The 24,740-nt window shown below is 53.7% G+C and carries 21 protein-coding genes; 13 read left to right on the top strand and 8 right to left on the bottom strand.

The features are described from left to right. Nucleotides 1-3: 3 nt before the first annotated feature. Nucleotides 4-561: a dTDP-4-dehydrorhamnose 3,5-epimerase gene (gene rfbC / locus HCZ99_RS17110; RefSeq protein WP_167448229.1), complete on the bottom strand. Its 558-nt coding sequence runs from the start codon at nucleotides 559-561 to the stop codon at nucleotides 4-6. Between the two features lie 357 nt (nucleotides 562-918). After that, nucleotides 919-1,617, bottom strand: coding sequence for a hypothetical protein (locus HCZ99_RS17115; protein WP_167448230.1), 699 nt, complete (start codon nucleotides 1,615-1,617; stop codon nucleotides 919-921). 294 nt (nucleotides 1,618-1,911) lie between these two features. Between HCZ99_RS17115 and HCZ99_RS17120 the strand changes: the two genes are divergently transcribed. The 7 genes from HCZ99_RS17120 (at nucleotide 1,912) to groL (ending at nucleotide 11,622) form a co-directional block, all read left to right on the top strand. After that, on the top strand, nucleotides 1,912-3,408 hold the full coding sequence (locus HCZ99_RS17120) for a hypothetical protein (protein WP_167448231.1): 1,497 nt from the start codon (nucleotides 1,912-1,914) through the stop codon (nucleotides 3,406-3,408). Nucleotides 3,409-3,903: 495 nt separating this feature from the next. Continuing rightward, nucleotides 3,904-4,365 (top strand): (2Fe-2S)-binding protein, encoded by a 462-nt coding sequence (locus tag HCZ99_RS17125; RefSeq protein WP_167448232.1) that lies wholly within the window; start codon nucleotides 3,904-3,906, stop codon nucleotides 4,363-4,365. Continuing rightward, nucleotides 4,362-6,617: a xanthine dehydrogenase family protein molybdopterin-binding subunit gene (locus tag HCZ99_RS17130; RefSeq protein WP_167448233.1), complete on the top strand. Its 2,256-nt coding sequence runs from the start codon at nucleotides 4,362-4,364 to the stop codon at nucleotides 6,615-6,617. The genes HCZ99_RS17125 and HCZ99_RS17130 overlap by 4 nt, the downstream gene beginning before the upstream one ends. A gap of 120 nt (nucleotides 6,618-6,737) precedes the next feature. Beyond that, nucleotides 6,738-8,087, top strand: coding sequence for a c-type cytochrome (locus tag HCZ99_RS17135; protein WP_167448234.1), 1,350 nt, complete (start codon nucleotides 6,738-6,740; stop codon nucleotides 8,085-8,087). Between the two features lie 55 nt (nucleotides 8,088-8,142). Further along, entirely contained in the window at nucleotides 8,143-9,141 is a 999-nt protein-coding gene (locus HCZ99_RS17140) for an XdhC family protein (RefSeq protein WP_167448235.1), read from the top strand. Between the two features lie 473 nt (nucleotides 9,142-9,614). Then, complete coding sequence (gene groES / locus HCZ99_RS17145; RefSeq protein WP_167448236.1) at nucleotides 9,615-9,902, top strand: co-chaperone GroES; 288 nt, start codon at nucleotides 9,615-9,617, stop codon at nucleotides 9,900-9,902. 61 nt (nucleotides 9,903-9,963) lie between these two features. Next, entirely contained in the window at nucleotides 9,964-11,622 is a 1,659-nt protein-coding gene (groL, locus tag HCZ99_RS17150; RefSeq protein WP_167448237.1) for a chaperonin GroEL, read from the top strand. A 160-nt stretch (nucleotides 11,623-11,782) separates the two neighbouring features. On the opposite strand, the gene HCZ99_RS17155 is transcribed toward groL, so the two are convergent. After that, nucleotides 11,783-12,877 (bottom strand): NADH:flavin oxidoreductase/NADH oxidase, encoded by a 1,095-nt coding sequence (locus HCZ99_RS17155; protein ID WP_167448238.1) that lies wholly within the window; start codon nucleotides 12,875-12,877, stop codon nucleotides 11,783-11,785. Nucleotides 12,878-13,164: 287 nt separating this feature from the next. Here HCZ99_RS17155 and HCZ99_RS17160 point away from each other — a divergent pair, with 287 nt between their 5' ends. Continuing rightward, the gene (locus HCZ99_RS17160; RefSeq protein ID WP_167448239.1) at nucleotides 13,165-13,680 is read left to right on the top strand and encodes an Hsp20/alpha crystallin family protein; all 516 of its coding nucleotides are present in this window, start codon (nucleotides 13,165-13,167) and stop codon (nucleotides 13,678-13,680) included. 121 nt (nucleotides 13,681-13,801) lie between these two features. Here HCZ99_RS17160 and HCZ99_RS17165 read toward each other — a convergent pair whose 3' ends face one another. After that, nucleotides 13,802-14,914, bottom strand: a complete 1,113-nt coding sequence (locus HCZ99_RS17165; protein ID WP_167448240.1) for a PLP-dependent cysteine synthase family protein — start codon at nucleotides 14,912-14,914, stop codon at nucleotides 13,802-13,804. Between the two features lie 220 nt (nucleotides 14,915-15,134). On the opposite strand from HCZ99_RS17165, the gene fliN reads away from it, so the two are divergent. Both fliN and HCZ99_RS17175 read left to right on the top strand, forming a co-directional pair. After that, nucleotides 15,135-15,434: a flagellar motor switch protein FliN gene (gene fliN / locus HCZ99_RS17170; RefSeq protein WP_167448241.1), complete on the top strand. Its 300-nt coding sequence runs from the start codon at nucleotides 15,135-15,137 to the stop codon at nucleotides 15,432-15,434. Nucleotides 15,435-15,622: 188 nt separating this feature from the next. Then, complete coding sequence (locus tag HCZ99_RS17175) at nucleotides 15,623-17,962, top strand: glucose/quinate/shikimate family membrane-bound PQQ-dependent dehydrogenase (RefSeq protein ID WP_167448242.1); 2,340 nt, start codon at nucleotides 15,623-15,625, stop codon at nucleotides 17,960-17,962. An 85-nt stretch (nucleotides 17,963-18,047) separates the two neighbouring features. On the opposite strand, the gene HCZ99_RS17180 is transcribed toward HCZ99_RS17175, so the two are convergent. From HCZ99_RS17180 to HCZ99_RS17190, 3 genes are all read right to left on the bottom strand, one after another. Further along, on the bottom strand, nucleotides 18,048-18,836 hold the full coding sequence (locus HCZ99_RS17180; protein WP_254869695.1) for a tetratricopeptide repeat protein: 789 nt from the start codon (nucleotides 18,834-18,836) through the stop codon (nucleotides 18,048-18,050). A 12-nt stretch (nucleotides 18,837-18,848) separates the two neighbouring features. After that, a complete protein-coding gene (locus tag HCZ99_RS17185; RefSeq protein WP_167448243.1) occupies nucleotides 18,849-19,205 on the bottom strand; it encodes a DUF2794 domain-containing protein in 357 nt (118 codons plus the stop codon). 176 nt (nucleotides 19,206-19,381) lie between these two features. Further along, nucleotides 19,382-19,807, bottom strand: a complete 426-nt coding sequence (locus HCZ99_RS17190) for a hypothetical protein (RefSeq protein ID WP_167448244.1) — start codon at nucleotides 19,805-19,807, stop codon at nucleotides 19,382-19,384. Nucleotides 19,808-20,325: 518 nt separating this feature from the next. On the opposite strand from HCZ99_RS17190, the gene HCZ99_RS17195 reads away from it, so the two are divergent. The 3 genes from HCZ99_RS17195 (at nucleotide 20,326) to der (ending at nucleotide 24,043) form a co-directional block, all read left to right on the top strand. Further along, nucleotides 20,326-20,976, top strand: a complete 651-nt coding sequence (locus HCZ99_RS17195) for a tetratricopeptide repeat protein (RefSeq protein ID WP_167448245.1) — start codon at nucleotides 20,326-20,328, stop codon at nucleotides 20,974-20,976. 73 nt (nucleotides 20,977-21,049) lie between these two features. Further along, nucleotides 21,050-22,384 (top strand): outer membrane protein assembly factor BamB family protein, encoded by a 1,335-nt coding sequence (locus HCZ99_RS17200; RefSeq protein ID WP_254869696.1) that lies wholly within the window; start codon nucleotides 21,050-21,052, stop codon nucleotides 22,382-22,384. A 111-nt stretch (nucleotides 22,385-22,495) separates the two neighbouring features. Continuing rightward, nucleotides 22,496-24,043, top strand: a complete 1,548-nt coding sequence (gene der, locus HCZ99_RS17205; protein WP_167448246.1) for a ribosome biogenesis GTPase Der — start codon at nucleotides 22,496-22,498, stop codon at nucleotides 24,041-24,043. Nucleotides 24,044-24,141: 98 nt separating this feature from the next. Here der and HCZ99_RS17210 read toward each other — a convergent pair whose 3' ends face one another. Next, entirely contained in the window at nucleotides 24,142-24,657 is a 516-nt protein-coding gene (locus tag HCZ99_RS17210) for a c-type cytochrome (RefSeq protein WP_254869697.1), read from the bottom strand. Between the last annotated feature and the right edge of the window lie 83 nt (nucleotides 24,658-24,740).

A 24,740-nucleotide genomic window follows, 5' to 3' on the forward strand; every position in this document is an offset into this window, starting at 1 on the left:
TGATTAAAAATCTGGATTATGGCGGTATTCGTCGAAGCTAATTGCGTGCTGATCTTTTTGCGATAAGGTTACCGCAGTTTCCGTGACAGGCCATTGAATATCAAGATCGGGATCGTTCCACATGATGGATTTTTCGGCATCTGGCGCATAGGGTGCTGACACTTTGTAGTGAACCTCAGTATCCGGTTCGAGGGTGAGATATCCGTGCGCAAAACCCTTTGGGATGAAAATTTGGTTCCATTCGTCTGCGCTGATTTCGGCAGATACCCATTTGCCAAAGGTTGGCGAACTTTTTCGAATGTCTACGGCGACATCAAGTATGCGGCCGCGCACAACGCGCAAAAGTTTGTCTTGCGCATAAGGGGCGCGCTGATAATGAAGGCCCCGCAGAACGCCGACCGAACGTGATAGCGAATGATTGTCTTGAACAAAGACTTGGTCAATTCCTGCTTCGGCGAACGTTGACTGACTATAGGTTTCTGAGAAGAAACCGCGTTCGTCACCAAACTTTCGTGGGTATAGAAGTTTTACATCTGGGATTTCGAGGGCTTCAAACTTCATCAGTTGGGCCTTATGCAGCGACGGTAATTAATTGAGATGACAGCAATCATCTGAAAAGACCTATAGCATTTGCACATTATGATAAAGACGCCGTGAACGGGCTATAAATCTGATACCTATTGCGGTTGGTTCTACACGGATGTGATGGCGTTATGCCTACCCTTTGTCACGTTGATCTTGCCCTTCGGGATAAAGAAAGCGAAGCGCGTAACTTGGCCACATCGGTGACGGTGGAATAGGGCGGAACCATAACATTACAAAGCCCAGCGCATCTTATGATGGCGGGGCTTTTTGTTTTTGGGGTGTTTGTCCCGCTGAGTTCAAGCAGGGCGCTGAGGCGTCCTGACGTGACCTAATCTAATTGGACAGGTCGGGGAAGGTTTCGTTCGTGGCGATGAATGCCGAAAAGCGTTGCATGAAAGGCGCAAATTCAGCCCCCAGATAGTGATAGAGTTTGCCGCTTTGTAACGCTTCGAGCTTGGTGGGGTAGACGCCCCTGTGAAACACGCCTGCTGCGATTGCTTGGTGGACGGTACTGTCCGCAGCGATGAAACGTGAAATTTCGCCGTTGGAAAATTTGTCAAACATTTCACCAATGTTTCGAAACGACAGACCCGTCAGATTGCGATCCTTGATATATCCTTCCTGCCACACAGCACCCAGCACATAGCCAATTGGTGCATTGGGATCCGGTGCCCTTGCGGGTGCAACCCACAAACTGTTGGCAAATGTATAAACCGGCGTTTCCGAGCGCACGAGTGGGCGGGTATAAAACCGTTCGACAATCTCGCGGCGCAGTAACTCGCCATCGACGGTCGAATGATTGAAGGCATAGACGCTGCGTCGGGTTGGCAGTTCTACGATTTCAACCTGGCAGCCAAGCTTTTCATAAATCTCGGTGAAAATCTGGGGGGCGGGATTGATGTCGATGTCGTTTGACACGGAAGCAAGCGTGGACGGGCAGTCGTCCGCTGATTGTGCGGCGGCCATTGTTGGGCATATCAGCAGTGTAATAATCGCGCCAAGACAGCGTTTACGAAAAGAGAGTGACGTCATTTAGTGCCTGTCGATGCTTTCACTTCCGAGCACGGACATCCCATGCGATGCCGTTTCATACCCCCGTTTAAGGGCCGGTTATAAAGTCCAGGTTGTGGTTGAATGCGGGGACATACAATATTTTGATGTTGATTGTCTGGTTTTATTTGGTGGCGACTTTATGGGTTTTCTAGACTGCTCTCGGAAAGGTGACTTCGGCTTCTGCGGGACGGCGATTACGATGTCGCCTTTCGCAAATGTCTTTATCCCTAAAAAATGTAGGGATATTGGCCAGATAGAAGGTTTTTCGTAAGCATGCAGCGCGTTTTGTATCCTGCCCTTGCTGTTTTTATCGCGGGCTTAAGCGGCTGTGCCGGGTCGCTGCCGGAAAGGGGCAATCACGATAATGTGACCTGCGCGCAGCGATTATCCGATGTCGATCGCTTGGTCGATGACAGGGCGGTGCACAGTGCGTCCGCATCGCGTGTGGCTGGATATTCGTTCCTTCGGGCCAACCGAAATTCTGTCTTAATGGCGCGCCAGCTTGATGCGGATGGTGATGGGCAGGTTGATCGGGTTGATCAATGGGATGCGCTGATTTCGCAAATGCGCGGCCTTGATCGGGACGCACGGCAAAGCGAAATTGCCAACCTTCCAGCAGCGTCGGGTGTTTCGTTTGACGCGGTGGAAACCTGTGCCAATGACATGGCCGCGTCCTTGACGCCGGATCAATACAGCACCCTTTTACCCGCGATCTTTGTGCCCGATGATTACCTTGATTTCCAACGTATTGCCGGGCTGTATCCGATAACCGCCTTTCCGGCCTATTTCGGGTATGAGGGATGGAAGCAGGAGAATTTCGCAAGCTTTGAAGACGAGGATGCTATGCCGTCCGGGCCATGGCGCGATTATGCGGTCGCGGCGCCAGATACGGGTCGTGCAAACCTTGCGGATATGGACCGCAACGCCTTTGGGCAACTGCGGATAAGCGATGCTGAGCTTAAACAACTTGCACAGGCCTATGCCCCGATATTTCGCGTACGGGCGGGAAGTGCGGGAAGTGGGGGAAGTGCGTTAAGTGAAAGTGACAAGATTGGTCGGCCAGTTCTGCCATCGCGCGATGCATTGTCCGAGATCGATACAGAAAATCCGACGGTGTATTACCGACTAAGCCACACCTATTTTGCCGGGCGGTGGCGACCACAAATCGTTTATGAAATCTGGTTCCCGGAACGTCCGGCCCAAAGCCGGTTTGATATTCTGGCCGGGCATCTGGATGCGGTGATTTGGCGGGTGACGTTAGATGATGCTGGGGTGCCGTTGATTGCCGATACGATACATGGCTGCGGCTGTTATCACATGTTTTTCCCAAGCAACGCGTTGAAACGGATCAGCGCGCCAGAGGATCACGACATTCGCGAAACCGCGGAAATGCCCGCCGGCTATGTCGCGTCATCCACTTTGAGCCACCCGGTGCTGTGGATCGATAAAACAAGCCATTATCTGCTTAATGTCACGGATCTTGCGACGGACGATAAAGTTGCTACCGAGATGACCAAGCACACCGCAATCCTTCGGCGGGCACAGGATCTTGATCATTTGCCGCTGCAAAATGGGCAGGGTACTGCAAGCCTTTATGACGAAGATGGTTTTGTGCCCGGTACGGAGCGGATGGAGCGATTTATCCTGTGGCCGATGGGCGTGGATAAGCCCGGCGCTATGCGCCAATGGGGGCATCACGCGACCGCGTTTGTCGGACGACGCCATTTTGATGAAGCGGCCCTTTTGGATCGGTACTTCGTCAAACACTGAGTGTTCTGAGTGGTTTACGAACCAGTGCTGGGAAGGGATGGCTTGGATGCGTTTATTGACCGCCTAAAACTGCCGTATTGGTGTGCTTAGGACAGGGTGTTTTTGTCCGGAACTTTGGTGTGGCTCGGGCGTTGATGACAACACGAAATACGCTGGAGAGTGACGCCATGTCTGTTGGTCAGGACGCTGATTGTGCCTTGGTTTGTGGTTTGTTGGGCTTGTGGCAGGCGCGTTGAGTGCTTATATCTTTTACTAATTCTAAAACGCCAACCTCGAAACGTCTGAACGCCGGCGGTCGGTCAAAAAACTTTGCGTAAAAATGCGAGGAAAATTATGACGTCGTGCGTTCGCGTTCATCCCATCCAAAATGAGAAACTCATCAATACATGCTGCTGTCCTTTCGGAGAGATCAGACAACTGATCCGCAAATAGGGCGTGGCGTAAAAAGCATGCGGTCCCGTCGCAGAGCCAAAATTACCGAACTTAGAGAGAACCATGAAACTAAGCATCAATAACAAGACATATGACGTCGATGCAGAAGGCGATACGCCACTGCTTTGGGTTATTCGCGACAATCTTGGCCTGACGGGCACCAAATATGGCTGCGGCCTTGCGCAGTGTGGTGCGTGTTCCGTGATGGTTGACGGTGTTGTGACCCGGTCCTGTGTCACCCCGGTCGACAGTGTCGAAGGTCAGGAAATCACGACGATTGAGGCGATTGAAAATGACCCGGTCGGCAAACGTGTCGTTGAAAAATGGGTCGAGCATCAAGTTCCCCAGTGCGGCTATTGCCAGTCTGGTCAGGTGATGGCGGCAACCGCGTTGCTAAAAGAAATCGAAAATCCGACGCAGGATGATGTCGATGCGGCAATGGTCAATCTTTGCCGTTGCGGGACCTATAATGCCATTCACGCCGCCCTTAAAGACCTGTCAGGGAACGAAGGGGATGCGTCATGAGCAAGAAGCTTTCAAACAAAGTCGAAGACAGCTTTCCAAACGGTGAACCGGTAAACATTTCGCGTCGTCGTTTTCTGTTGTCGTCAGCCGGGGTGACTGCAGGGGCGTTTGTTCTTGGTTTTGGTTTGCCGCTTGGCAAGGCGCGTGCGCAGGATGGCGGTAAGGTAACGCCGGGAACCCGTGTTCCGGCCTTCCTTGAAATTCGCCCTGATAACACTGTGCGCCTGCAAAGCCCGTTCGTTGAAGGCGGGCAGGGTGTCTGGACCGCAATGGCGCAGATCGTTGGTGAAGAACTGGATGCCGACCCGAAAAGCTTTGTGGTCGAAAGTGCCCCGGCGGGCCAAGATTATCTGGTGATCAATAACGTGATGCGCATCACGGGTGGCAGTAACTCGGTGCGCAGCAGCTATACCACCATGCGTAAGTTGGGTGCGATGGCGCGCCACATGTTGCTTCAGGCGGCATCAACCCGTTTGAACGTTCCTGTCGAGCAGCTTTCGACCGAGCCTGGCTATGTTATCAATACCAGTTCCGGCGAAAAAACGTCCTATGGCAGCTTGGCCAAAGATGCGCTTGATTTGGAAACCCCCGATCCAGACAGCGTCAAGCTTCGCGATCCCAGCACGTTCCGCTGGATCGGCAAGCCCGTCGACCGTCTGGATATCTATGTGAAATCCACCGGCAAGGCGGAATACACCATCGATATTTCGGTTGAGGGCATGGTGCATGCAGCGGTTCAACATGCGCCGCGCCTTGGCCTTGATGTTGCCAGCATTTCCAACGAGGCCGATGTTCGCGCGATGAAGGGTGTGATGTCGGTTCATCGCCTGCCCGGTGCGGTGGCGGTTGTTGCCGAACGTTGGTGGCATGCTAAAGTTGCGGCAGAGGCGCTTCAGGTTGAGTGGAACAAGCGTGACATGGATGGTGTCAAGTTCCGCTATATGCCCGATGACTTTTCGACCGCGGCATTTTCTGACCGCCTAGCCAACGAGCCGGGCGACGGCAAAGCCGCCGAAGAAGAAGGCGATATTAAATCGGCCTTTTCGGATGCGACCACCACGGTTGAGGCAACCTACCACAGTCAGTTCCTTCATCACGGGCAACTTGAACCGGCATCGACCCTTGCGCGGTTTAATGACGATGGCACGCTTGATATGTGGATGCCAAACCAGGCACCCGAACAGTTCCAGGCACAGATTGCAAAACTGACCGGGCTTAGCGCAGAGCAGATCAAAGTGCATTCCCCAATGTTGGGTGGGTTCTTTGGTCGTCACTTCCTGTATCCGGAAGCCAATCCGTATCCGCAGGCCATCCAGTTGGCCAAGGAAGTCGGACGTCCTGTTAAGGTGATTTGGAGCCGCGAAGAAGAATTCCTGCGGGATCCATTGCGCCCAATGGCGGCGGTGAAATTCCGCGGTGGTCTTGACGCCGATGGCATGCCGGTCGCACTTGAGGCGATCAGCGTGACAGAAGGGCCGAGCGAAGCAAATTCCGGGCATGATCCGGACAAGGTGGATTCCTTTGCCGTTGAGGGCCTGACGGGGAAAACCTATGCGATTGCCAACCGTCGGATCGCGCAAAACTATGTCGAAATGCCAGCGATGTTGGCCTATTGGCGGTCTGTCGGCCATTCGATGAACGATTTCTTCTATGAAACGTTTTTGGATGAAATGGCCGATAAAGGCGGTCAGGACCCGTATGAAATGCGGTTGGCGCTGCTTAAAGACAATAAACGTCTGACGACCTTGCTTAAGTCGGTTGTCGACTTGTCCGGTGGCTGGAAACGCGGGCCGTTTAGCGCCGATGATGGCAGCCAGCGCGCACGTGGTGTTGGTATGGCATCACCGTTTGGGACAGAATCCGCGGCCATTGCCGAGGTGTCCATGAAAAACGGCGAAGTCATTGTTCATGACGTTTGGGAAGCCATCGATCCGGGCAGCATCGTGAACCCGGCGATTATCGAGGCACAGGTGAAGTCGGCGGCGGCATTGGGATTGTCACAGATCCTGATGGAAGAGGTCATCTATGAAAAAGGTGAACCGACCGCACGGAACTATGACCTGTATCCGATCCTGCGACCCGATCAGATGCCACAAATCCATGTGCGCATCATCGAAAGTGGTGCGAAAATGGGTGGCATTGGCGAACCCGGCCTGCCGCCAGTTCTGCCGGCGGTGGCCAATGCGGTGTCGACGCTTACTGGTCAACGTGTCCGCAGCATGCCGCTGTCGAACCTTCGCTTCGAAAGTTAGGCCCAAGACGCAGATAACGGGGCGATCCCATAAAAATATGGGGTCGTCCATCCCGCCGTTATCGGATCTGCGTTCGGGTATTGAACAAAAAACGCAATTAAACAAAAACGGGGTTTTCCGTTGAAAAAGTTTCTTCTGACTGTTTTGGGCCTAGGTGTTGTTGGCGCGGCCGGTGTTGCATTGATTGCAACGCATACACCCTCGTCCCCCTTCGACGATAAAAAGGCGGCGACACCGCCGTCTGCTGATTTGGTCAAGCGCGGTGAATATGTCGCGCGGCTTGGCGATTGCGTTGCCTGTCACACGGTGCCGGGTGGTAAATCGTTTGCCGGTGGGCTTGAAATGGGCACGCCGCTTGGTTCCATCTTTACCACCAACATTACGCCGGATCCGGAAACGGGTATTGGCAATTACACCCTTGCCGATTTCGACCGCGCCCTGCGTGAAGGTGTCGCGGCAGATGGACATCGTCTGTATCCGGCGATGCCTTATCCGTCTTATGACAAGATGCCCGATGAAGACATCGAAGCGCTGTATGCCTATTTCATGACGGAAGTGAAACCGGTGAAACAGGCCAACAAACCAAGTGAAATCGAATGGCCGCTGAATATGCGCTGGCCGCTTGCACTTTGGAATGTGGTCTTTACCGAGGGCGAAGTTTACCAAGCCAAAGAAGCCCATGATGAAATGTGGAATCGTGGGGCCTACCTTGTGCAGGGGCCGGGGCATTGTGGCAGTTGCCACACCCCGCGTGGCCCGGCGATGAACGAGGTCGCGCTGGATGAAAGCAGCGAAGAGTATCTGTCCGGTGCACTTTTGGACGGGTGGTACGCGCCAAGCCTTCGTAATGATCCGAATATTGGTCTTGGCCGTTGGAGCGAAGAAGACGTTTATGCGTATCTGAAAAACGGTCGTAACCAGCACGGTGTCGTGTTTGGTTCGATGGTCGAGGCCTTTAACAATTCGACCCAATTCATGACCGATGATGATCTGATGTCGATTGCCCATTACCTGAAATCACTGCCCGCCGACCCGGATTACGATGGGCCTGTTTGGTCCTATGATCCGGACACAGCAGATGAGTTGACCCGCGACGTGGCCGATAAGGTGCCGGGTGCACAGACTTATGCCGCCAATTGCGCGTTCTGTCATGGCCGTGATGGCCTTGGCAAAAACGAATGGATCCCGCCACTTGCAGGTGTGTCATCGATGCTTGCGCCAGAGGCGCAATCGGCCATCAACGTCACCCTGAACGGTTCGACCCGTGTTGTGTCGAACGGTGTGCCGGATTCGTACCGTATGCCCCCTTATCGTGAGCACCTTTCGGATGCGCAGATGGCAGATGTTCTGACCTATGCGCGGTCAGCCTGGGGCAATCACGGGGATGCGGTCACGGCGGATGAAGTTGCCGAACTGCGTGGTCACACAGACCCGGCCAGCATCGATGTGATCATCTTGCAGATGCGTTGATCGGAAAAGCTATGCACATCAAAGATCAGCATCATTGTTCCAAAGGAAACCGGATATGAGCCATCAATTATCCGAGATGTTAAATATTTGGTGGTCCGGCCGTGACGAGACGGAATGGGTCCTTGGCACGGTTTACCGGACCGAGGGTTCCGCCTATCGCAAGGCAGGGGCCATGATGCTGATCGATGGGCATGGCCAACAGCATGGCTTGCTAAGCGGGGGCTGTCTTGAGGCCGACATTGTGCGCAATGCCCGCAAAGCCATGGTGATGGGCAAGGTCGTCATGCTTGAATATGACGGTAATGATGAAGACGACGTGTTCTTTAAGCTTGGCGTTGGTTGTGGTGGCAAGGTGTACATCATGTTGCAGCCGTTAAGTGCGGACAATGACCTTGGCCTTGGTGAATTGCGCCACGCCTTGCACGCCCGTCAAACGGGCTATTACCGCCAAAAGGTTGGCGAATGTGTCGCAAGCTTTAGCAGTGATGAAAACGTGCTGCCGGGGCAGCAGGTTGCGCGCCTTATGCCCGACGAAAAGGGCAATGATTGGTTGGTGACCCCAATTCGGCCAGAACCGCATATTCTGATTGTGGGTGGTGGTCTGGATGCGCGCCCGGTGGTCAATATCGCCCATGAAATGGGTTGGAAAGTCAGCTTGGCCGATCCACGGCCGGCCAATGCGCGCCCGGAACATTTCCCAAATGTCAGCAATATCGTCCGCGATGTGGCGTCGCTTGGTGTTTATGCCAATGAACGGCGCGTCGACGCGGTGGTTTTGATGGCGCACAGCGTTTCGATTGATGCGGATGCGTTAAAGGCCATTAGCGCATCAAACATCAGGCATGTTTCGGCACTGGGGCCGCGCCATCGGTTTGCCAATGTGCTTGATCATGCGGGCCTGCGCGAACACGCCCTGCCATTCCCGGTTTCTAGCCCGGCGGGACTTGATATTGGCGGGCAGCTTCCTGAAAGCATCGCGCTGTCGATGTTATCGGGAATTCATCAGGCACTTTATAAACAAACATCATCCAGACTGGCCCAAGCGGCAGAGTAATTTTGCGGGTTGGTTTCGGGCAGGCGAGGGGCGTGGTTGCCAGTGCGGTGACGACACGGCGCGGTTGGTCATGCAGCGCAAATTTGGCGCGTCGGCTGTTTGGGCGTTGGTATTGGCATGATTTGGTTCGAACGAATCTTTTTTATTCCAGCCCCAGATAAACCGGAGATAAACCGGCGATTGTCGTGCCACATTATTGCCTTTTGCCCATTTGGGCCGGGCGTGTTACCCATGATGCCCTGTTTCGGACCGTTTGTGTCACGGTTAAGGCAACTCTGGCCGAATGTGGCCAATGCTGCCCAATGTCGCGGAATTCATGATATTTTTGCGACGATGTTGCCAATCCTATTGACAAAAATCACCCACTCCAATACATCCTGTTAGCACTCGCCGGGGGTGAGTGCTAATACGGGCTCATCCCGGTTAGTCGTAGTTTTAAACGAGCCTTTAGCTTTAACACGGAGTTGTCTAAAATGAAGTTCCGTCCGCTGCATGATCGCGTCCTGGTACGTCGTGTCGAATCTGACACCAAGACTGCTGGTGGCATCATTATCCCGGATACCGCGAAAGAAAAACCGCAGGAAGGCGAAGTCGTCGCTGTGGGTTCTGGCGTGCGTAAAGATGACGGCTCTGTCGTCGCGCTTGACGTCAAAGCAGGTGACAAAGTCCTGTTTGGCAAATGGTCAGGCACCGAAGTCAAGGTTGACAGCGAAGAGCTGTTGATCATGAAAGAGTCCGACATCATGGGCATCATGGAATAAGTCAGCCCTTTGGGTGACTTTTGTTCCACGTTCATCCGTCTCATAGAGAGGAAAGAATATTATGGCTGCTAAAGAAGTAAAATTCTCGACCGATGCGCGCGCAAAAATGCTGCGCGGTGTCGACATCCTGGCAGATGCTGTCAAGGTAACGCTCGGCCCGAAAGGTCGTAACGTTGTTATCGAAAAATCCTTTGGCGCACCGCGCGTGACCAAAGACGGTGTTTCGGTTGCCAAAGAAATCGAACTTTCAGACAAGTTCGAAAACATGGGCGCGCAGATGCTGCGTGAAGTTGCCTCCAAGACCGCCGATCTGGCGGGTGACGGCACCACCACTGCAACCGTTCTGGCTCAGTCGATCGTGCGTGAAGGCAACAAATCTGTTGCTGCTGGCATGAACCCGATGGACCTGAAACGCGGTATCGATCTGGCAACTGGCAAAGTGATCGAAGCGATCCAGGGCCGTTCGCGTAAAGTTTCCGGCCGCGATGAAATCGCACAGGTTGGTAACATTTCGGCAAACGGTGACCGTGAAGTTGGCGACATGATCGCTGAAGCCATGGAAAAAGTTGGCAACGAAGGTGTTATTACCGTCGAAGAAGCCAAAGGCCTGCACACTGAACTCGACGTTGTCGAAGGCATGCAGTTCGACCGTGGTTACCTGTCACCTTACTTCGTGACCAACCCTGAGAAAATGATCGCAGAAATGGACTCTCCTTATGTCCTGCTCTTCGACAAGAAAATCTCTTCGCTTCAGCCGATGCTGCCGCTTCTCGAAGCCGTTGTTCAGTCGGGCAAACCGCTTCTGATCATTGCTGAAGACATCGAAGGCGAAGCACTGGCAACCTTGGTTGTCAACAAGCTGCGCGGTGGCCTGAAAATCGCTGCTGTTAAAGCACCGGGCTTCGGCGACCGTCGTAAAGCAATGCTTGAAGACATCGCGATCCTTACCGGTGGTCAGGTTGTTTCCGAAGACCTCGGCATCAAGCTTGAGTCGGTAACGCTCGACATGCTTGGTACCGCGAAATCGATCACCATCACCAAAGAAGAAACCACCATCGTTGATGGTGCTGGTGAGAAAGCACAGATCGAAGCACGTGTTGCTCAGATCCGCGCACAGATCGAAGAAACCACCTCTGATTACGATCGTGAGAAACTGCAGGAACGTCTGGCGAAACTCGCTGGCGGTGTTGCTGTCATCAAGATCGGTGGCGCTTCGGAAATCGAAGTTAAAGAACGTAAAGACCGCGTTGACGATGCTCTGCACGCGACCCGCGCTGCTGTTGAAGAAGGCATCGTTGCTGGCGGTGGTACGGCTCTGCTGTACTCGACCCGTGCTCTTGAAGGTCTTGAAGGCGAAAACCACGACCAGACCATCGGTGTGGACATCGTTCGCCGTGCGCTTCAGGCTCCGGTTCGCCAGATTGCTCAGAACGCAGGTGTTGACGGCGCAGTTGTTGCCGGCAAACTGCTTGAGCAGGATGACGTTGAGTTTGGTTACGACGCCCAGAAAGGCGAGTACACCAACCTGATCAAAGCTGGCATCATTGACCCGGCCAAAGTTGTTCGTACTGCTCTGCAGGACGCAGCTTCTGTTGCTGGTCTTCTGATCACCACCGAATGCATGATCGCTGAAAAACCAGAAGAGAAATCTGCTGGCGGCGGCGCACCTGACATGGGTGGCATGGGTGGTATGGGCGGCATGGGCGGTATGGGCTTCTAAGCCTTACCAACCAACCGACCTACTGACTACGGAAGGGGCCTCGCATTTGCGGGGCCTCTTTTGTTTTGCCTGACTGGCAAAGTAAAATGGCAGACACAAAAAGCCCCGCCCAAACGATGTTGGGCGGGGCTTTGTTTTGGTTTCGCTGATTTTTGTCAGATCAGCCAAACAGCTTTTTAAGCGCTCTTGGCTGGCAGCGCAGATATTGGTTGGCGGCTTTGACCTCAGCGCCAAGCGTTGCCGCCGCATGCCATGGCCAGCGCGGGTCATAGAGAATGCCGCGTGCCAAGGCAATTGCATCGGCTTGACCGGTAAAGGTGATGGCTTCTGCCTGTTCTGGTTCGGTGATCAGGCCAACCGCAATGGTGGTCATGCCGGTTTCCGATTTAATGCGATCGGCAAACGGGACCTGATAGTTCGGACCGACCGGGATTTTCTGATCGATATGCAGGCCACCCGATGACACATGGATGAAATCGCAGCCGCGTTCTTTCAGGACCTTGGCAAGTTCGACACTTTGATCAATGTCCCAGCCATCATCGACCCAGTCACTGGCCGAAATACGGATACCAACCGGGAAATCGGTGCCGACTTCTGCACGCACCGCGTCGTAAACTTCGATGGCAAAGCGCATGCGGTTTTCAAGCGATCCACCATATTCGTCATCACGCTTGTTGGCGTGTGGTGACAGGAATTGATGCATCAAATAGCCATGCGCACCGTGAAGTTCGATGGCGTTAAAGCCGATACGCACCGCCCGTTTTGCGCTTTCGGCAAAGGATTGAACGATTTCGGCGATGCGTGATTTTGAAAGTGCTTCGGGGGTTGGATCGCCCTGTCGAAACGGGATCGCCGATGGGGCAACCACCTGCCAGCCATTTTTGTGGTCCGGGTCAATGGCACCGCCGCCGTCCCATGGTTTTTGGGTTGATGCTTTGCGGCCCGCATGGGCCAGCTGGATGGCGATTGGCATGTCTGAGTGGCTGCGGACCGCCTTGAGGGTCTTATCGAGGCTGGCCTCGGTTTCATCGTCCCACAGGCCGACATCGCCGTAACTAATGCGGCCGTCGGGTTCGACAGCGCTGGCTTCGATAATCAAAAGGCCCGCACCCGATTGGGCAAGGTTGCCCAGATGCATGTCGTGCCAGGCCGTGGTGTTGCCGTTATCGGCGGAATACTGGCACATGGGGGCGATGATAATGCGGTTGTCGAGGGTGAGTTTCCCCAGCGACAGGGGGGAGAATAAAGTGCTCATAGCTGTTCCTTGATATCATGAAGACGGCGGAGGTCCCGCCAAGCAATGAAAAGAAGCTAGTCCCCCGTCGGCAGCGGCGCCAGCCCCAAGAAGTGTTTTTTCAAGGAATGGAAGGTGGGCAAAAGTTTTTCGAAAAAATTTCAAAAAAAAGCATGCGATCACTTGCAGAAATTTTCAGCCGATCTATCTCAAGGGTGCAAAGGGGCATGGTGCCCCGATACGCGTCACGGTTGCAGCCTGGTCTGGACCAACGACGCAAGAATACTCGTCTGTAATGGAGGGTTATTATGACTGGACTTCAAAATCTTAATGGTTCCGCACGCCGTCTTTCTTCTGTGCCGGTCGGTGCCGATCCTTTCACCCTGATTTCCCGTGGCCTGGGCCGCGATTTTGACCAGATGATCGGTTCGATCTTTGGTGATCGCGCGGTATCGTCACGGTTGGCAGATGATGCGCAGCAGGAGGCGAAAACCTTCTTAAGCCCGCGTATCGATGTTCATGAGACCGAAGATCACATTGAACTTTCCGCCGAACTTCCCGGTGTTGAACAGGACGACGTCGATGTATCGGTTCTTGAAGGTGTTTTGACCGTCACCGGTGAAAAGAAATCCACCCGTGAAAGCAATGACGGGGCCCGTGTTGTTGAACGCAGCTATGGCCACTTCAAACGGTCTTTCCGTCTTCCAGAAACCATTGATGCCGATAAAATCGCGGCTTCGTTTAAAAATGGTGTTCTGACACTTACTCTTCCAAAGGTTGTGGAAGAGAAGCCTGAGCCGCGCAAGATTACCGTTAGCGGCTAAGCCTTACCTGATCCGACCTAAACTTGTCTTCTCTGTGTTGCCTGACGGGCGGTTTTTACCGCCCGTCTTTTTTTGTGTGGCAATCAGGTTTGGCGCAGCCCGTAACCGGCGCGTAAACCCATCAAACCGACGGATGACGGGCACAGTTTTCAAGCGGCATGTCAAAGATGCCGGTTTGATCGAACTGGTTGAGTGCGTCGTGCCACGGTGTCAGGTCGAAACCGTGTGCCTTGATCCAATCGGGGTTGTAATAGGTGTCGCGATACCGGTCCCCGCCATCACACAGCAGGGTGACGACCGTGCCTTTTTCGCCGGCCTTTTTCATCTGGTTGATCAGCGACAATGTCGCAATCAGGTTGGTGCCAGTCGACCCACCACAGCGACGGCCCAGATGCTTTTCAAGATATTGCAGGGCGGCGAAGCTTGCAGCATCGGGAATGCGATACATGCGGTCGACGACGTTGGGGTTAAAGCTTGGCTCCACACGGGGGCGACCGATGCCTTCGACACGTGATCCCTTGTCGCCGGTGACGCTGCAGTCACCTGTTTCATAGCCATCATAGAAAACCGAGTTTTCAGGATCGGCGACGCACAGTTCACAGCCCTGACCCAAAATGCGGCCATACCGGATATAGCGGCCAATGGTCGATGATGTGCCACCGGTGCCCGCACCAACAACGATCCAGCGCGGTGTAGGGAACGGTTCGTGTTTAAGCTGTTCGAAGATGCTTTCGGCGATGTTGTTATTGCCGCGCCAGTCAGTGGCGCGTTCGGCATAGGTGAACTGGTCCATGTAATGGCCACCAAGTTCACGGGCCAAACGTTGTGATTCTTCGTAAATCTGACCGCTGTGATCAACCAGATGGCTTTCGCCACCATAAAACGCGATTTGATCGATTTTTTGCTGGGACGTTGATTTGGGCATCACAGCAATAAAGCGAAGTCCCAACAGGCGCGCAAAATAAGCTTCTGAGACGGCGGTTGATCCACTTGATGCTTCGATCACCGGGGTGTTCTTGGTGATCCAGCCATTGCACAGGCTATACAAGAACAAAGACCGGGCCAGACGGTGCTTTAAACTGCCGGACGGGTGGGTGGATTCATCCTTAAGATACAATCCAATTCCATCAAGGCGCGGCAAATCAAGCCGGATCAGATGGGTGTCGGCCGAACGGTTAAAGTCGGCTTCGATGGTGCTGATGGCTTCGGCAACCCATTGGCAGTCATATGTCATGCAACGTCCAGACAATGTTTTTTGGGGTGAGAGGTGGTTTCTCGGTCGATTCTGACCCTAGATAGGGGATTATAATACAAAAAACGAGCGTGAAATTGTCTCGATACATTTTGGCAAAACGCACGAATTAAATAGATTAGGCTTGCTAACACTTTTTTCAAAGTTAACCTGATATGGTATGCTTTGCGTTTCACCGATCTGATTGGACGATTTTCAAATCATGGCTGACAAAGAAGATGATCCGTTTGCTGCCCGTCATGGGTCTGAAATAGGGGCGGCCTATGACGTTCCTGTGCGCGTATCGACCGTGATTGGCAAAAGCCAAATTCAGGTGGCGCAACTGATGCGCTTAACGCGTGGGGCCGTGCTTGAACTTGATCGACGGGTGGGTGAGCCGGTTGATATTTACGTCAATAACCGTTTGGTCGCCCGCGGCGAATTGGTTGTTGTCGATGATAATTTGGGTGTGACCATTACCGAAGTGGTGAAAACCGGCACGATCATCGAAACCCATCACTGATCAAAAAAAATCGCGACATTTCGAAATTGAAACCACCGTGTTATCGTAACCGGTGGTTTTTGTTTTGCGCTGTATGGAACCGGATGGTTTATAGAGCGTTGAATCGCTAAGGCCTTTTTAAGCGCCATATTACAGTGCAAAGACTGTATTTGCGTTTATAGACCTCAATCAAAACGAGGGCGAACTCCATGCTTAATTTCCTGACATCAGGGCTTCTTGCGCTGATTGGTCTTGCACTTGCCGGTGGTGGTGTGTGGCTGATTGTGCTGGGGGGCAGCTGGTACTATGCGCTGGCGGGACTGGCTTTTCTGGTCGCCGCCTTTTTATCGTTTAAACGCAAACCTGTTCTTTTGCCGTTTTATGCCGTGTTTCTTTTGGTCAGTCTGGTTTGGGCTGTTTGGGAAATCGGGTTTGACTGGTGGCAACTTGCACCGCGCGGCGGCATTACGGTTCTAATCGGCTTGTGGCTGATCACGCCAATGTTCCGCAAAACCCTGACGTCGGGAAGACCGGCACCAGAAGTCAAACCAACCCGGTCATTTGTACTTGAAGGCAGTGTCGTGATTGCGATCATCGTCGCGGTCTTTTCGATGCTTAATGATCCCCATGACATTGAGGGGCAGTTGCCAACCGAGACGGTTGTCAGTGATCCGTCCTATGGCGGTACTGTGCCAAACGATGAATGGCACCATTATGGACGCACCCCTTATGGCCAGCGTTATTCGCCGCTTGATCAAGTCACTGTTGATAACGTCGACACCCTTGAACAGGCGTGGGTTTATCAGACCGGCGATATGAAGCGCGTCGATGATGTGCCCGAAACCACCTATCAGGTGACGCCGCTTAAGATCGGTGAAACACTGTATCTGTGTACGCCGCACAGCTGGGCGATTGCGATTGATGCAAAGACCGGTCAGGAAAAATGGAAATTCGATCCACAGGTTCCCGATAACACGGATCGTCAGCACCAGACATGCCGTGGGGTAACCTATTACAAAGACCCGGGTGTCAGCCAAAATGGCAAATGCACCGCACGTGTTTTCCTGCCGACATCTGATGCGCGCTTGATCGCACTGGATGCCGATACGGGTGAAATTTGCCCGTCCTTTGGCGATGAGGGCACGGTCCATCTTGAACAGGGGATGCCCTATACCCCGGCGGGCTATTATTATTCAACATCCCCGCCGGTCGCCGCCGCAGGCAAGATCATTATTGGTGGGGCCGTGAATGACAACTATTCCACGAAATCGCAGTCAGGGGTTATTCGCGCCTATGACATTGACACCGGGGAGCTGATCTGGAACTGGGATTCTGGCAACCCAGAGCAGACAGAGCCCATCCCGGAAGGCCAGACCTATACCGCCAATTCACCGAATAGCTGGTCGGTATCCAGTGCGGACGAAAAACTTGGCATGATTTATGTGCCGCTGGGCAACAAGGTGCCTGATCAGTTGGGCATGAACCGCAGCGAGAATGTCGAAACCTATTCATCCTCGATCGTTGCGCTAAGCCTTGAAACCGGGCAGGTCCAATGGGTCCGTCAGACGGTGCACCATGACCTTTGGGATATGGATGTGCCGGCCCAACCGGCATTGCTTGATATCACCGATGCGAATGGTCAAACGGTTCCGGCCCTTGTTGGTCCGACCAAGCAGGGTGATATTTACGTGCTTAACCGCGAAACGGGCGAGCCGATCATTCCGGTCAAAGAAGTACCTGCACCCGGTGGGGCGATCCCCGAAGATCATACATCGCCAACCCAGCCGGTTTCTGATTTGACCTTTATGCCCGACCCACTGACCGAAAAGGACATGTGGGGCATGACCCTGTTTGATCAGTTGGCATGTCGCATCGCGTTCCATCAGCTTAAATATGAAGGACGCTATACGCCGCCATCCTTGCAAGGGTCGCTGATCTATCCGGGCAATTTCGGGACATTTAACTGGGGCAGTGTCGCGGTTGATCCGGAACGCCAGGTGATGTTTGGCATGCCGACCTATCTTGCCTTTACATCGCAGCTGATCCCGCGTGATGAGGTGCCGCCGCAAGGTTCGAAAAAAGCCAGCGAAATGGGCATCAACATGAATACAGGTGCGCCTTATGCGGTGAGCATGGGACCATTCCTGTCGCCACTTGGTGTGCCGTGTCAGGCGCCGCCATGGGGTTATGTTGCGGGGGCGGATTTGCGCACCGGCGAGATTGCCTACATGCATAAAAACGGCACCGTCGAAGACATGACCCCGTTGCCCTTGCCAATTAAACTGGGCGTGCCCGGCATTGGCGGGCCGATCATCACCAAGGGTGGTGTCGCGTTCCTAGGGGCGGCCGTGGATAACTATTTCCGGGCTTATGATCTTTCGACGGGCGATCAGTTGTGGGAAGCACGCCTTCCTGCGGGTGGTCAATCGACCCCGATGACCTATGAAACCGATGACGGGACGCAATATGTGCTGATCGTTGCCGGTGGGCATGGATCAATCGGAACCACGCCGGGTGATTATGTGATTGCCTATAAGCTGGCCAAATAAACCCAGTACATATGACTTGAAACAACAAAGGCACCTGTGAACGCAGGTGCCTTTGTTTCGTCTGATGATTGTATTTCGCTTGGGTTTAGCCCGCGTATTCCCGTGTTAAACGGTCGCTGACACGTTTGATTTCCTCGGGACGGAGGCGATCTTCAAGGGCCTTAAGGGCGCTTTTGGGATCCATTTTTTCTTTTTCTTCGGCGCCGGGCGGGAAGGTGATTGGGCCGCGTGCCGAACGGTTGATCCAGTAATAGGATTGTTCGTAATTGCGCGCTACACCCCAGCCACGTTCATACATCGCACCCAGCATAAATTGGGCGGCGTGCATGTTGTTTTTTGCTGCCCGTTCGAAATAGGTGGCGGCTTCGGCGTAGTTTTGCCGTGCGCCACGCCCGTGGAAATACTGTGATCCGATCAAATAGGCCGCGTTGCTGTTGTTGGGGGCTGCGCGCAGCGCGCGTTTCAGATACTCGGTCGCGCGGAACTGATCGTAATTTAGACCCCAGCCGTTAAAATACAGAATTCCGATATAATACAGCGCACCCGCATGATTTGCCTGTGCGGCATACATGAACCATTTGGCGGCTTCTTCGTAATCGGCTGGGCCGGTGTTGCCGCGATAATACAGTAACCCCAGCGCATATTGCGCACGCGGGTCTTCTTTCTGTGCGGCCAAACGCCATTGGGCGCGCGCCATTTCATAATTGCCCGCCTTATAGGCGCGGTACCCCAATTGGTAGTCGCCTTCGGTGGCGCTGTCTTGGGTGGCCGTGTTGGCGTGCGCAGAGGGGGCGAGCAGCGGGGTAAAAAGCAATAAGCTTACGGTCAGGGCCGACGCGATAATGCCGCGGCGTTCAGTGGGGCTGGACTTCAATAAATTAACCGATCAGGAATTGGATTTGAAAAGTGGGACGACCTTGCGCGCGCGTTTTTCGATGGCATCGATCACGTTGGCAATGTCGGAACTTTGTTTGATCCGTTCACCACTATGCAGGGCCAGATATTGCCCGGCGTTTTTATGTTCCGCGCCAAGTTTGATGACTTGGAACAGTGGGGTTTCATGGGTGGAACGGAAGATGGAAAACATGGCCATGCCATCAAGGTGATCAATGGCATAATCGCGCCATGCGCCGCTGGCGACTTGGCGGGAATAGGTGTTCATGAGTTTCATCAGTTCAGCTCGGTCAAAATGAACAAAGCTTTTGGCTTTGCGGTATTTTGCCAAATCGAACAATGCGACCATGCTATTCTCCGGCGACGTTGACCTTAGGCGAGAACTAATCCCAATACCGATACCTATAGAGGTATTTGGTTTTAGTGCCTGTCTAACACGGTAGCGCGGATTTGCCGGGGCCTCAAGTTTCAATGAACAGTTTTACGGCCAGATGACAGTCAGATGACCTTTGTTTTCGCACCGGGTTACAGGCTGCGCGACCGGGTGGGCGGCCAATCAATTGTCTGTGCGCCGGTGTTATACGGGTCTGGCGTGCGGTAGCAACTGACCGCGGCCAAGGACCGATAGCAATAAAGTGGCGGCTCAGGCACCGGATCTTTTTTGCAATAGGATTTGCCGTCAATTTTGCGAATGGTGGAGCAATCCCGGCCTGTCGACAGCGATACCGCGTGATCGACCAGCGTTTTGTCACTGTTGATGATGCTGATCACATCAAACGCCAGATACCATTCCGCGCCGGTCAGGACGTGGGTGCCCGTAATGTCAGACATGGTCGTGCCACATCCCGTTAAGCCGCCCCCCAGCAGCGTGGCAAACAATCCGGCAAGGATGCGTTGGCGAATGACGCGCTTGGCACCGGTCCGGCTGTGGACAATTTCACGACGTTTCATGGTGGTCTCCGTCCGATCACCGGGCAATTTTGACCGATGACATTTAAAAATCTGTTCCCTTGTCGCCAATCAAAGCAAGTAGCGTGCCGAAATGATCGGTATTTGGTATGCTGTTATGCATATGGTTGGCAATGACACGATTTTTAGCCGTCAAGGGCAGGGGCGGCGGCGGGGGCGTTGGTGTATTGGCACGACGGCGGGGGCACACATGGTCGAGGCTCAGACTTAGAATCAGTTTGAAAAATACGATCGATCGGGCGAAAAGCATCCCTGTAAACGCGCGTTCTGCGTCTGATCAGGCAATTCTTACCGGGCCTTTGTGAACGCCGTCACCGGGGCAAAGAGCGTGCATTTGCGGGGCTTAAAACATCCAGGCGGGAAAATAATCGGCATAAAGCTGTGATTGGTGTCGAGTAGACTTGACCCCTTGTATGCTGGCGCGTTAAATCCTTTCCGGAATGAATTCTGATAAGCGGGCAAGTTGCCCGCTTTCTTGTGACCGGATTGGAGCCGTTTTCGTGGTTGATATTTTCCAGGAAGTCGAAGAAGACCTGAAGCGTGAACGCAGCGAAGCGCTGTGGCGCAAATACGGTAAATACGTGATTGGTGTCGCCGCAGTCATCGTGCTGGGTGTGGCCGGTCGCGAAGGCTGGAAAACATACGAACACAGCACCAGCATCGAAAATGGTACGCGTTTCGCCAATGCCATTGAACTTGCCCAATCGGGTGACGAAAACAAAGACGCCGCCTTGGCCGCCCTTGATGGCGTGATTGCCGATGGCGACGCTGGTTTTGTTGCCCTTGGTCATTTCCAAAAGGCTGCTGTTTATCTGCGTGCAGGTGCCAAAGAGTCGGCTGTGACCGAACTTGAAGCGGTTGCTGGCAACGACGACATCGATCAGGTTTACCGTGATCTTGCCGTTGTTGAAATCGCCATGAACAGCGCGACCGAAAGCAATGCCAAAGACCTGATCAAGCGTCTTGACCCCATCGCGGTTCCGGAAAATGCATGGTATTATTCGGCACGTGAACTGATTGCCATGTTGCATGTTGCCGCTGGCGAGATCGATGCTGCCAAGCCGCTTCTGACCGATATTGCTGATGATAGCGAAGCACCGTCAGGCATGCGGGCACGGGCAAACGAAATTCTCAAGGCCATTGGTGCCTAATCAGATCTAAGCCGGGTTTGGTCCGACGATATACGGGCCAATGCGATGCGAGCTTGAACTAGAGGATACGGTTTTGACGTCACGCGCTTTAAAGTCACTTGTTTGTGTTATGGGTCTTTCGACTTTCCTGGCGGGCTGTTCTGGCTGGCTTGGGGAAGACGAAGCGCCACCGTTACCGGGCGAGCGTATCTCTGTTCTGGCGTTGCAAAGCACGGTTCAGCCTGATCTGGACCTGAGCGATCAGCGCGTGATCCTGCCAGAACCCGAGCCGATGGTCGATTGGCCGCAAAATGGCGGTTTGGCAAGCCACGCACTTGGCCATGTTGCCATTGATAATGACATCATGGAACAAGACTGGTCGGTCAGCATCGGCGATGGGTCGATGGATGATAACCTGTTGCTTAATCAGGCGATTGTCGCACGTGGCGTGATCTTTACCATTGATGCCAGTGCCGAGGTCCGTGCCTTTGCCGCGACATCGGGCAAAGAAATCTGGTCGCTTGAACTGGCCTCGGACGAGGATGAAGACAGCACGTTGCTCGGCGGTGGTCTTGCCTATGAAAAGGGCGTGATTTACGCAACCACCGGCTTTGCCGAAGTGATTGCGATTGATGCGGCAAGTGCAACGGTTCTGTGGCGTCAGCAAGTCAGTGCGCCGATGCGGTCGGCACCGACGGTGCGCGGCGGGCGCGTCTTTGCGATTACGATTGATAACCAGACCGTGGCGCTTAATGCCCGGACCGGTGAAACGCTTTGGAGCCATCGCGGCGCATCCGAAGGCGCATCCTTTATCGGTGGGGCAAGCCCGGCCGTTGATCAGGGCGTTGTGATTTCGGCCTATTCCACCGGGGAGCTTTATGCCCTTCGTGTTGAAAATGGTCAGGTGATTTGGTCGGATGCCTTGGCATCAGCCGGGCGGACCGATGCGGTGTCGGCAATTGCCGATATTCGGGGCTTGCCGGTGATTGACAATGACCTTGTGGTGGCGACCAGTAACTCTGGCCTGACCGTGGGGATTGACCTTCGCACCGGGTACCGGGTTTGGGAATTGGAGGCCGGTGGCATTCAATCGCCTTGGGTTGCCGGGGATTATATTTATATCCTGACCAACACAAATGACCTGATTGCCTTGCGTCGGAAGACCGGACAGGTTAAATGGGTCACAGTTCTGCCGCGTTTTGTCGATCCCGAAGACCAGGATGAGCCGATTGTGTGGACAGGTCCGGTGCTGGTCGGTGACAGGTTGATCGTGGGTAACGAGCAGGGCGAGGTAATGACTGTTTCCCCCTATAGCGGTGAAATCATCGGTAAGGACGAAGTTTCCGGACCGATTACTTTGCCGCCATCTGTTGCCGGTGACAGCCTTTACTTCCTGACCGCGGATGCCGATCTTATCGCGTATCGCTGATCAGGTAAGAACAGAAGTTTTCCGCAAGGTTTCCTTGCAAGATTTGCGGTGCGCCGTGGGCTTGATGCCTTCGGCGCATATCGCCGTTTATAACGAGAGTCTGAAAGTCAGATGTCGCTAAAAGTTGCCATTATCGGTCGCCCCAACGTTGGGAAGTCGACCTTGTTTAACCGTCTGGTCGGTAAAAAACTGGCCTTGGTTGACGATCAACCCGGTGTGACCCGTGACCGTCGCTATGGCAAGGGCCGTTTGGGCCATATGTCATTTGACATCATTGATACCGCCGGTCTGGAAGAAGTGTTCGATAACTCCGTCGAAGGCATGATGCGCCAGCAAAGTGAAATGGCGTTTGAGGAATGCGACGTTGCGCTGTTCCTGATTGATGCCCGTGCGGGTTTGACCCCACTTGATAACCACTTTGCCGATTGGCTGCGCAAGCGCCACAAGCCGGTCTATGTCATTGCCAACAAGCACGAAGGTGTGGCGCAGGACCCCGGCCTGTACGAGGCATATGGCCTTGGTCTGGGCGATGTTGCACCAATCTCGGCCGAGCATGGCCTTGGTATCGAATTGCTCTATGACATTCTTGAACCGCACTGGAAAGAATGGAAAGACGGCGTTCGCGAAGAAAAGAAAAAAGCCAAGCAGGCCGAAGCTGATGCCCAAAAAGAGGCAGCCGCCGAAGCCGGCGAGGACGATGACAGCTTTGATGATTTCGACCACGAAGACGATTTCCCTGATGATGATGGTGAAACCTTCCCGTCGTTCGAGATCGAGCTGTTTGAAGATGACGAAGATGAAAATGGCGAACTGATTGACGAAGGTCCGCGCGACAATTCGAAAATCCAGTTGGCCATCGTTGGCCGTCCAAATGCCGGTAAATCGACCCTGCTTAATCAGCTTTTGGGCGAGAACCGCGTAATGACAGGCCCGCAGGCCGGTTTGACCCGTGACTCGATCGCGGTTGATTGGGCCTATGAGGGGCGTCCTATTCGCCTGGTCGATACGGCGGGCATGCGTCGTAAGAAGAAGATTGATGACCGCGTTGAACGGCTTTCAGTCGCAGATACTCTGCGTGTGATCCGTTATGCGCAAGTGGTTGTCTTGATGCTCGATGCGACCAACACGCTTGATAAGCAGGACCTGACGATTGCACGTATGGTGCTTGAAGAAGGCCGTGCCTTGATCATTGCTGTCAATAAGTGGGACACCGTGATTGATAAATCCGGTGTCATGCAGGCGCTGCGCGATAAGCTTGATACGTCCTTTGCGCAGGCCAAAGGCATTCCGGTTCTGACCTTCTCGGCCTTGACCGGGCGCGGGACCGAGCGTTTGATGCCGACGGTTATGGATATTCACGATATCTGGAGCCGCCGCATCCCGACATCCAAGCTGAACCGTTGGCTTGAAGTTGTCAGCGAACGTCACTTGCCGCCGGTTATTTCCGGGCGTCGTATTCGTCTGCGCTATATGACCCAGGCGAAATCACGTCCGCCAAGCTTCTTTATCAACTGCTCCAAGGCGGCTGAGTTGCCCGAAAGCTATACGCGTTACCTGATTAATGGGTTGCGCGAAGATTTCGATATGCCGGGTGTGCCGATCCGCATCAATTTGCGCAGCAGTGATAACCCGTTTGCCAAAAAGAAAAAGAAGCGCTAAGCGCGTCGTTCTTTTCGACCCAATGCAAAACCGCCCCCGGATGTTTCCGCGGGCGGTTTTGTTTTGTATGAGGATTAATTTTGAGCGGATTGCGGGGATTACTGCCCCGGGATCGATGGTCCGTTATCAATGATTTCACGGATATGTTCGGGCAGGTCGCTTTGGGTGAGGCGTTCTTGCATATCGGCATCTTGCGTGAAGGCAAAGATGTCGGCCAAATCCTGTCCGGAGAAATCAACCTGATAGCCAAGGTCGGCCTGCTGAAGATGCAGCATTGCATCCGCGCCGCGCCACATGCGGGCAAAAAATTCAAACGGGTTGCGCGACTGGTTCAGGTTGGATGCATCAAGGCTGGGCGCGATATCGCCGCCCACGTTGTTGACCGAATGACAGACAACGCAGCCGCGTTCGGTAAACAGGTCCTTGCCGCGTTCTGAACTCATTTTGGGGAGCACCAGACCCAAATCATCTTCTGCCGCGTGTGAGGCTGTCACAGGCGCGGTTAGGGCCGCAAAACCGAGCGTGCAAAAGGCTGCAAGTGAGAGAAGCTGTTTGCGATGAATGGCCGATTTCATATGACGTCCCTTTGACGAAGTGGTGGGCAGAAAGCGCATGCTACCGACCCGAAGGTGCTGAAAGCAATTAATTGATTGTGCTAACAGAAATTAAGCCCAAAGGGTAGCAGCAACAAACAGTT

Origin of the sequence: Thalassospira lucentensis (genome assembly GCF_011806425.1) — a bacterium.
GTDB lineage: Bacteria > Pseudomonadota > Alphaproteobacteria > Rhodospirillales > Thalassospiraceae > Thalassospira > Thalassospira lucentensis_B.

Excerpts from the sequence above, each read along its gene's own strand:
- rfbC (WP_167448229.1), bottom strand. The coding sequence starts at position 561 with ATGAAGTTTGAAGCCCTCGAAATCCCAGATGTAAAACTTCTATACCCA.
- HCZ99_RS17115 (WP_167448230.1), bottom strand. The coding sequence starts at position 1,617 with ATGACGTCACTCTCTTTTCGTAAACGCTGTCTTGGCGCGATTATTACA.
- HCZ99_RS17120 (WP_167448231.1), top strand. The coding sequence starts at position 1,912 with ATGCAGCGCGTTTTGTATCCTGCCCTTGCTGTTTTTATCGCGGGCTTA.
- HCZ99_RS17125 (WP_167448232.1), top strand. The coding sequence starts at position 3,904 with ATGAAACTAAGCATCAATAACAAGACATATGACGTCGATGCAGAAGGC.
- HCZ99_RS17130 (WP_167448233.1), top strand. The coding sequence starts at position 4,362 with ATGAGCAAGAAGCTTTCAAACAAAGTCGAAGACAGCTTTCCAAACGGT.
- HCZ99_RS17140 (WP_167448235.1), top strand. The coding sequence starts at position 8,143 with ATGAGCCATCAATTATCCGAGATGTTAAATATTTGGTGGTCCGGCCGT.
- groES (WP_167448236.1), top strand. The coding sequence starts at position 9,615 with ATGAAGTTCCGTCCGCTGCATGATCGCGTCCTGGTACGTCGTGTCGAA.
- groL (WP_167448237.1), top strand. The coding sequence starts at position 9,964 with ATGGCTGCTAAAGAAGTAAAATTCTCGACCGATGCGCGCGCAAAAATG.
- HCZ99_RS17155 (WP_167448238.1), bottom strand. The coding sequence starts at position 12,877 with ATGAGCACTTTATTCTCCCCCCTGTCGCTGGGGAAACTCACCCTCGAC.
- HCZ99_RS17160 (WP_167448239.1), top strand. The coding sequence starts at position 13,165 with ATGACTGGACTTCAAAATCTTAATGGTTCCGCACGCCGTCTTTCTTCT.
- HCZ99_RS17165 (WP_167448240.1), bottom strand. The coding sequence starts at position 14,914 with ATGACATATGACTGCCAATGGGTTGCCGAAGCCATCAGCACCATCGAA.
- fliN (WP_167448241.1), top strand. The coding sequence starts at position 15,135 with ATGGCTGACAAAGAAGATGATCCGTTTGCTGCCCGTCATGGGTCTGAA.
- HCZ99_RS17175 (WP_167448242.1), top strand. The coding sequence starts at position 15,623 with ATGCTTAATTTCCTGACATCAGGGCTTCTTGCGCTGATTGGTCTTGCA.
- HCZ99_RS17185 (WP_167448243.1), bottom strand. The coding sequence starts at position 19,205 with ATGGTCGCATTGTTCGATTTGGCAAAATACCGCAAAGCCAAAAGCTTT.
- HCZ99_RS17190 (WP_167448244.1), bottom strand. The coding sequence starts at position 19,807 with ATGAAACGTCGTGAAATTGTCCACAGCCGGACCGGTGCCAAGCGCGTC.
- der (WP_167448246.1), top strand. The coding sequence starts at position 22,496 with ATGTCGCTAAAAGTTGCCATTATCGGTCGCCCCAACGTTGGGAAGTCG.
- HCZ99_RS17210 (WP_254869697.1), bottom strand. The coding sequence starts at position 24,657 with ATGCGCTTTCTGCCCACCACTTCGTCAAAGGGACGTCATATGAAATCG.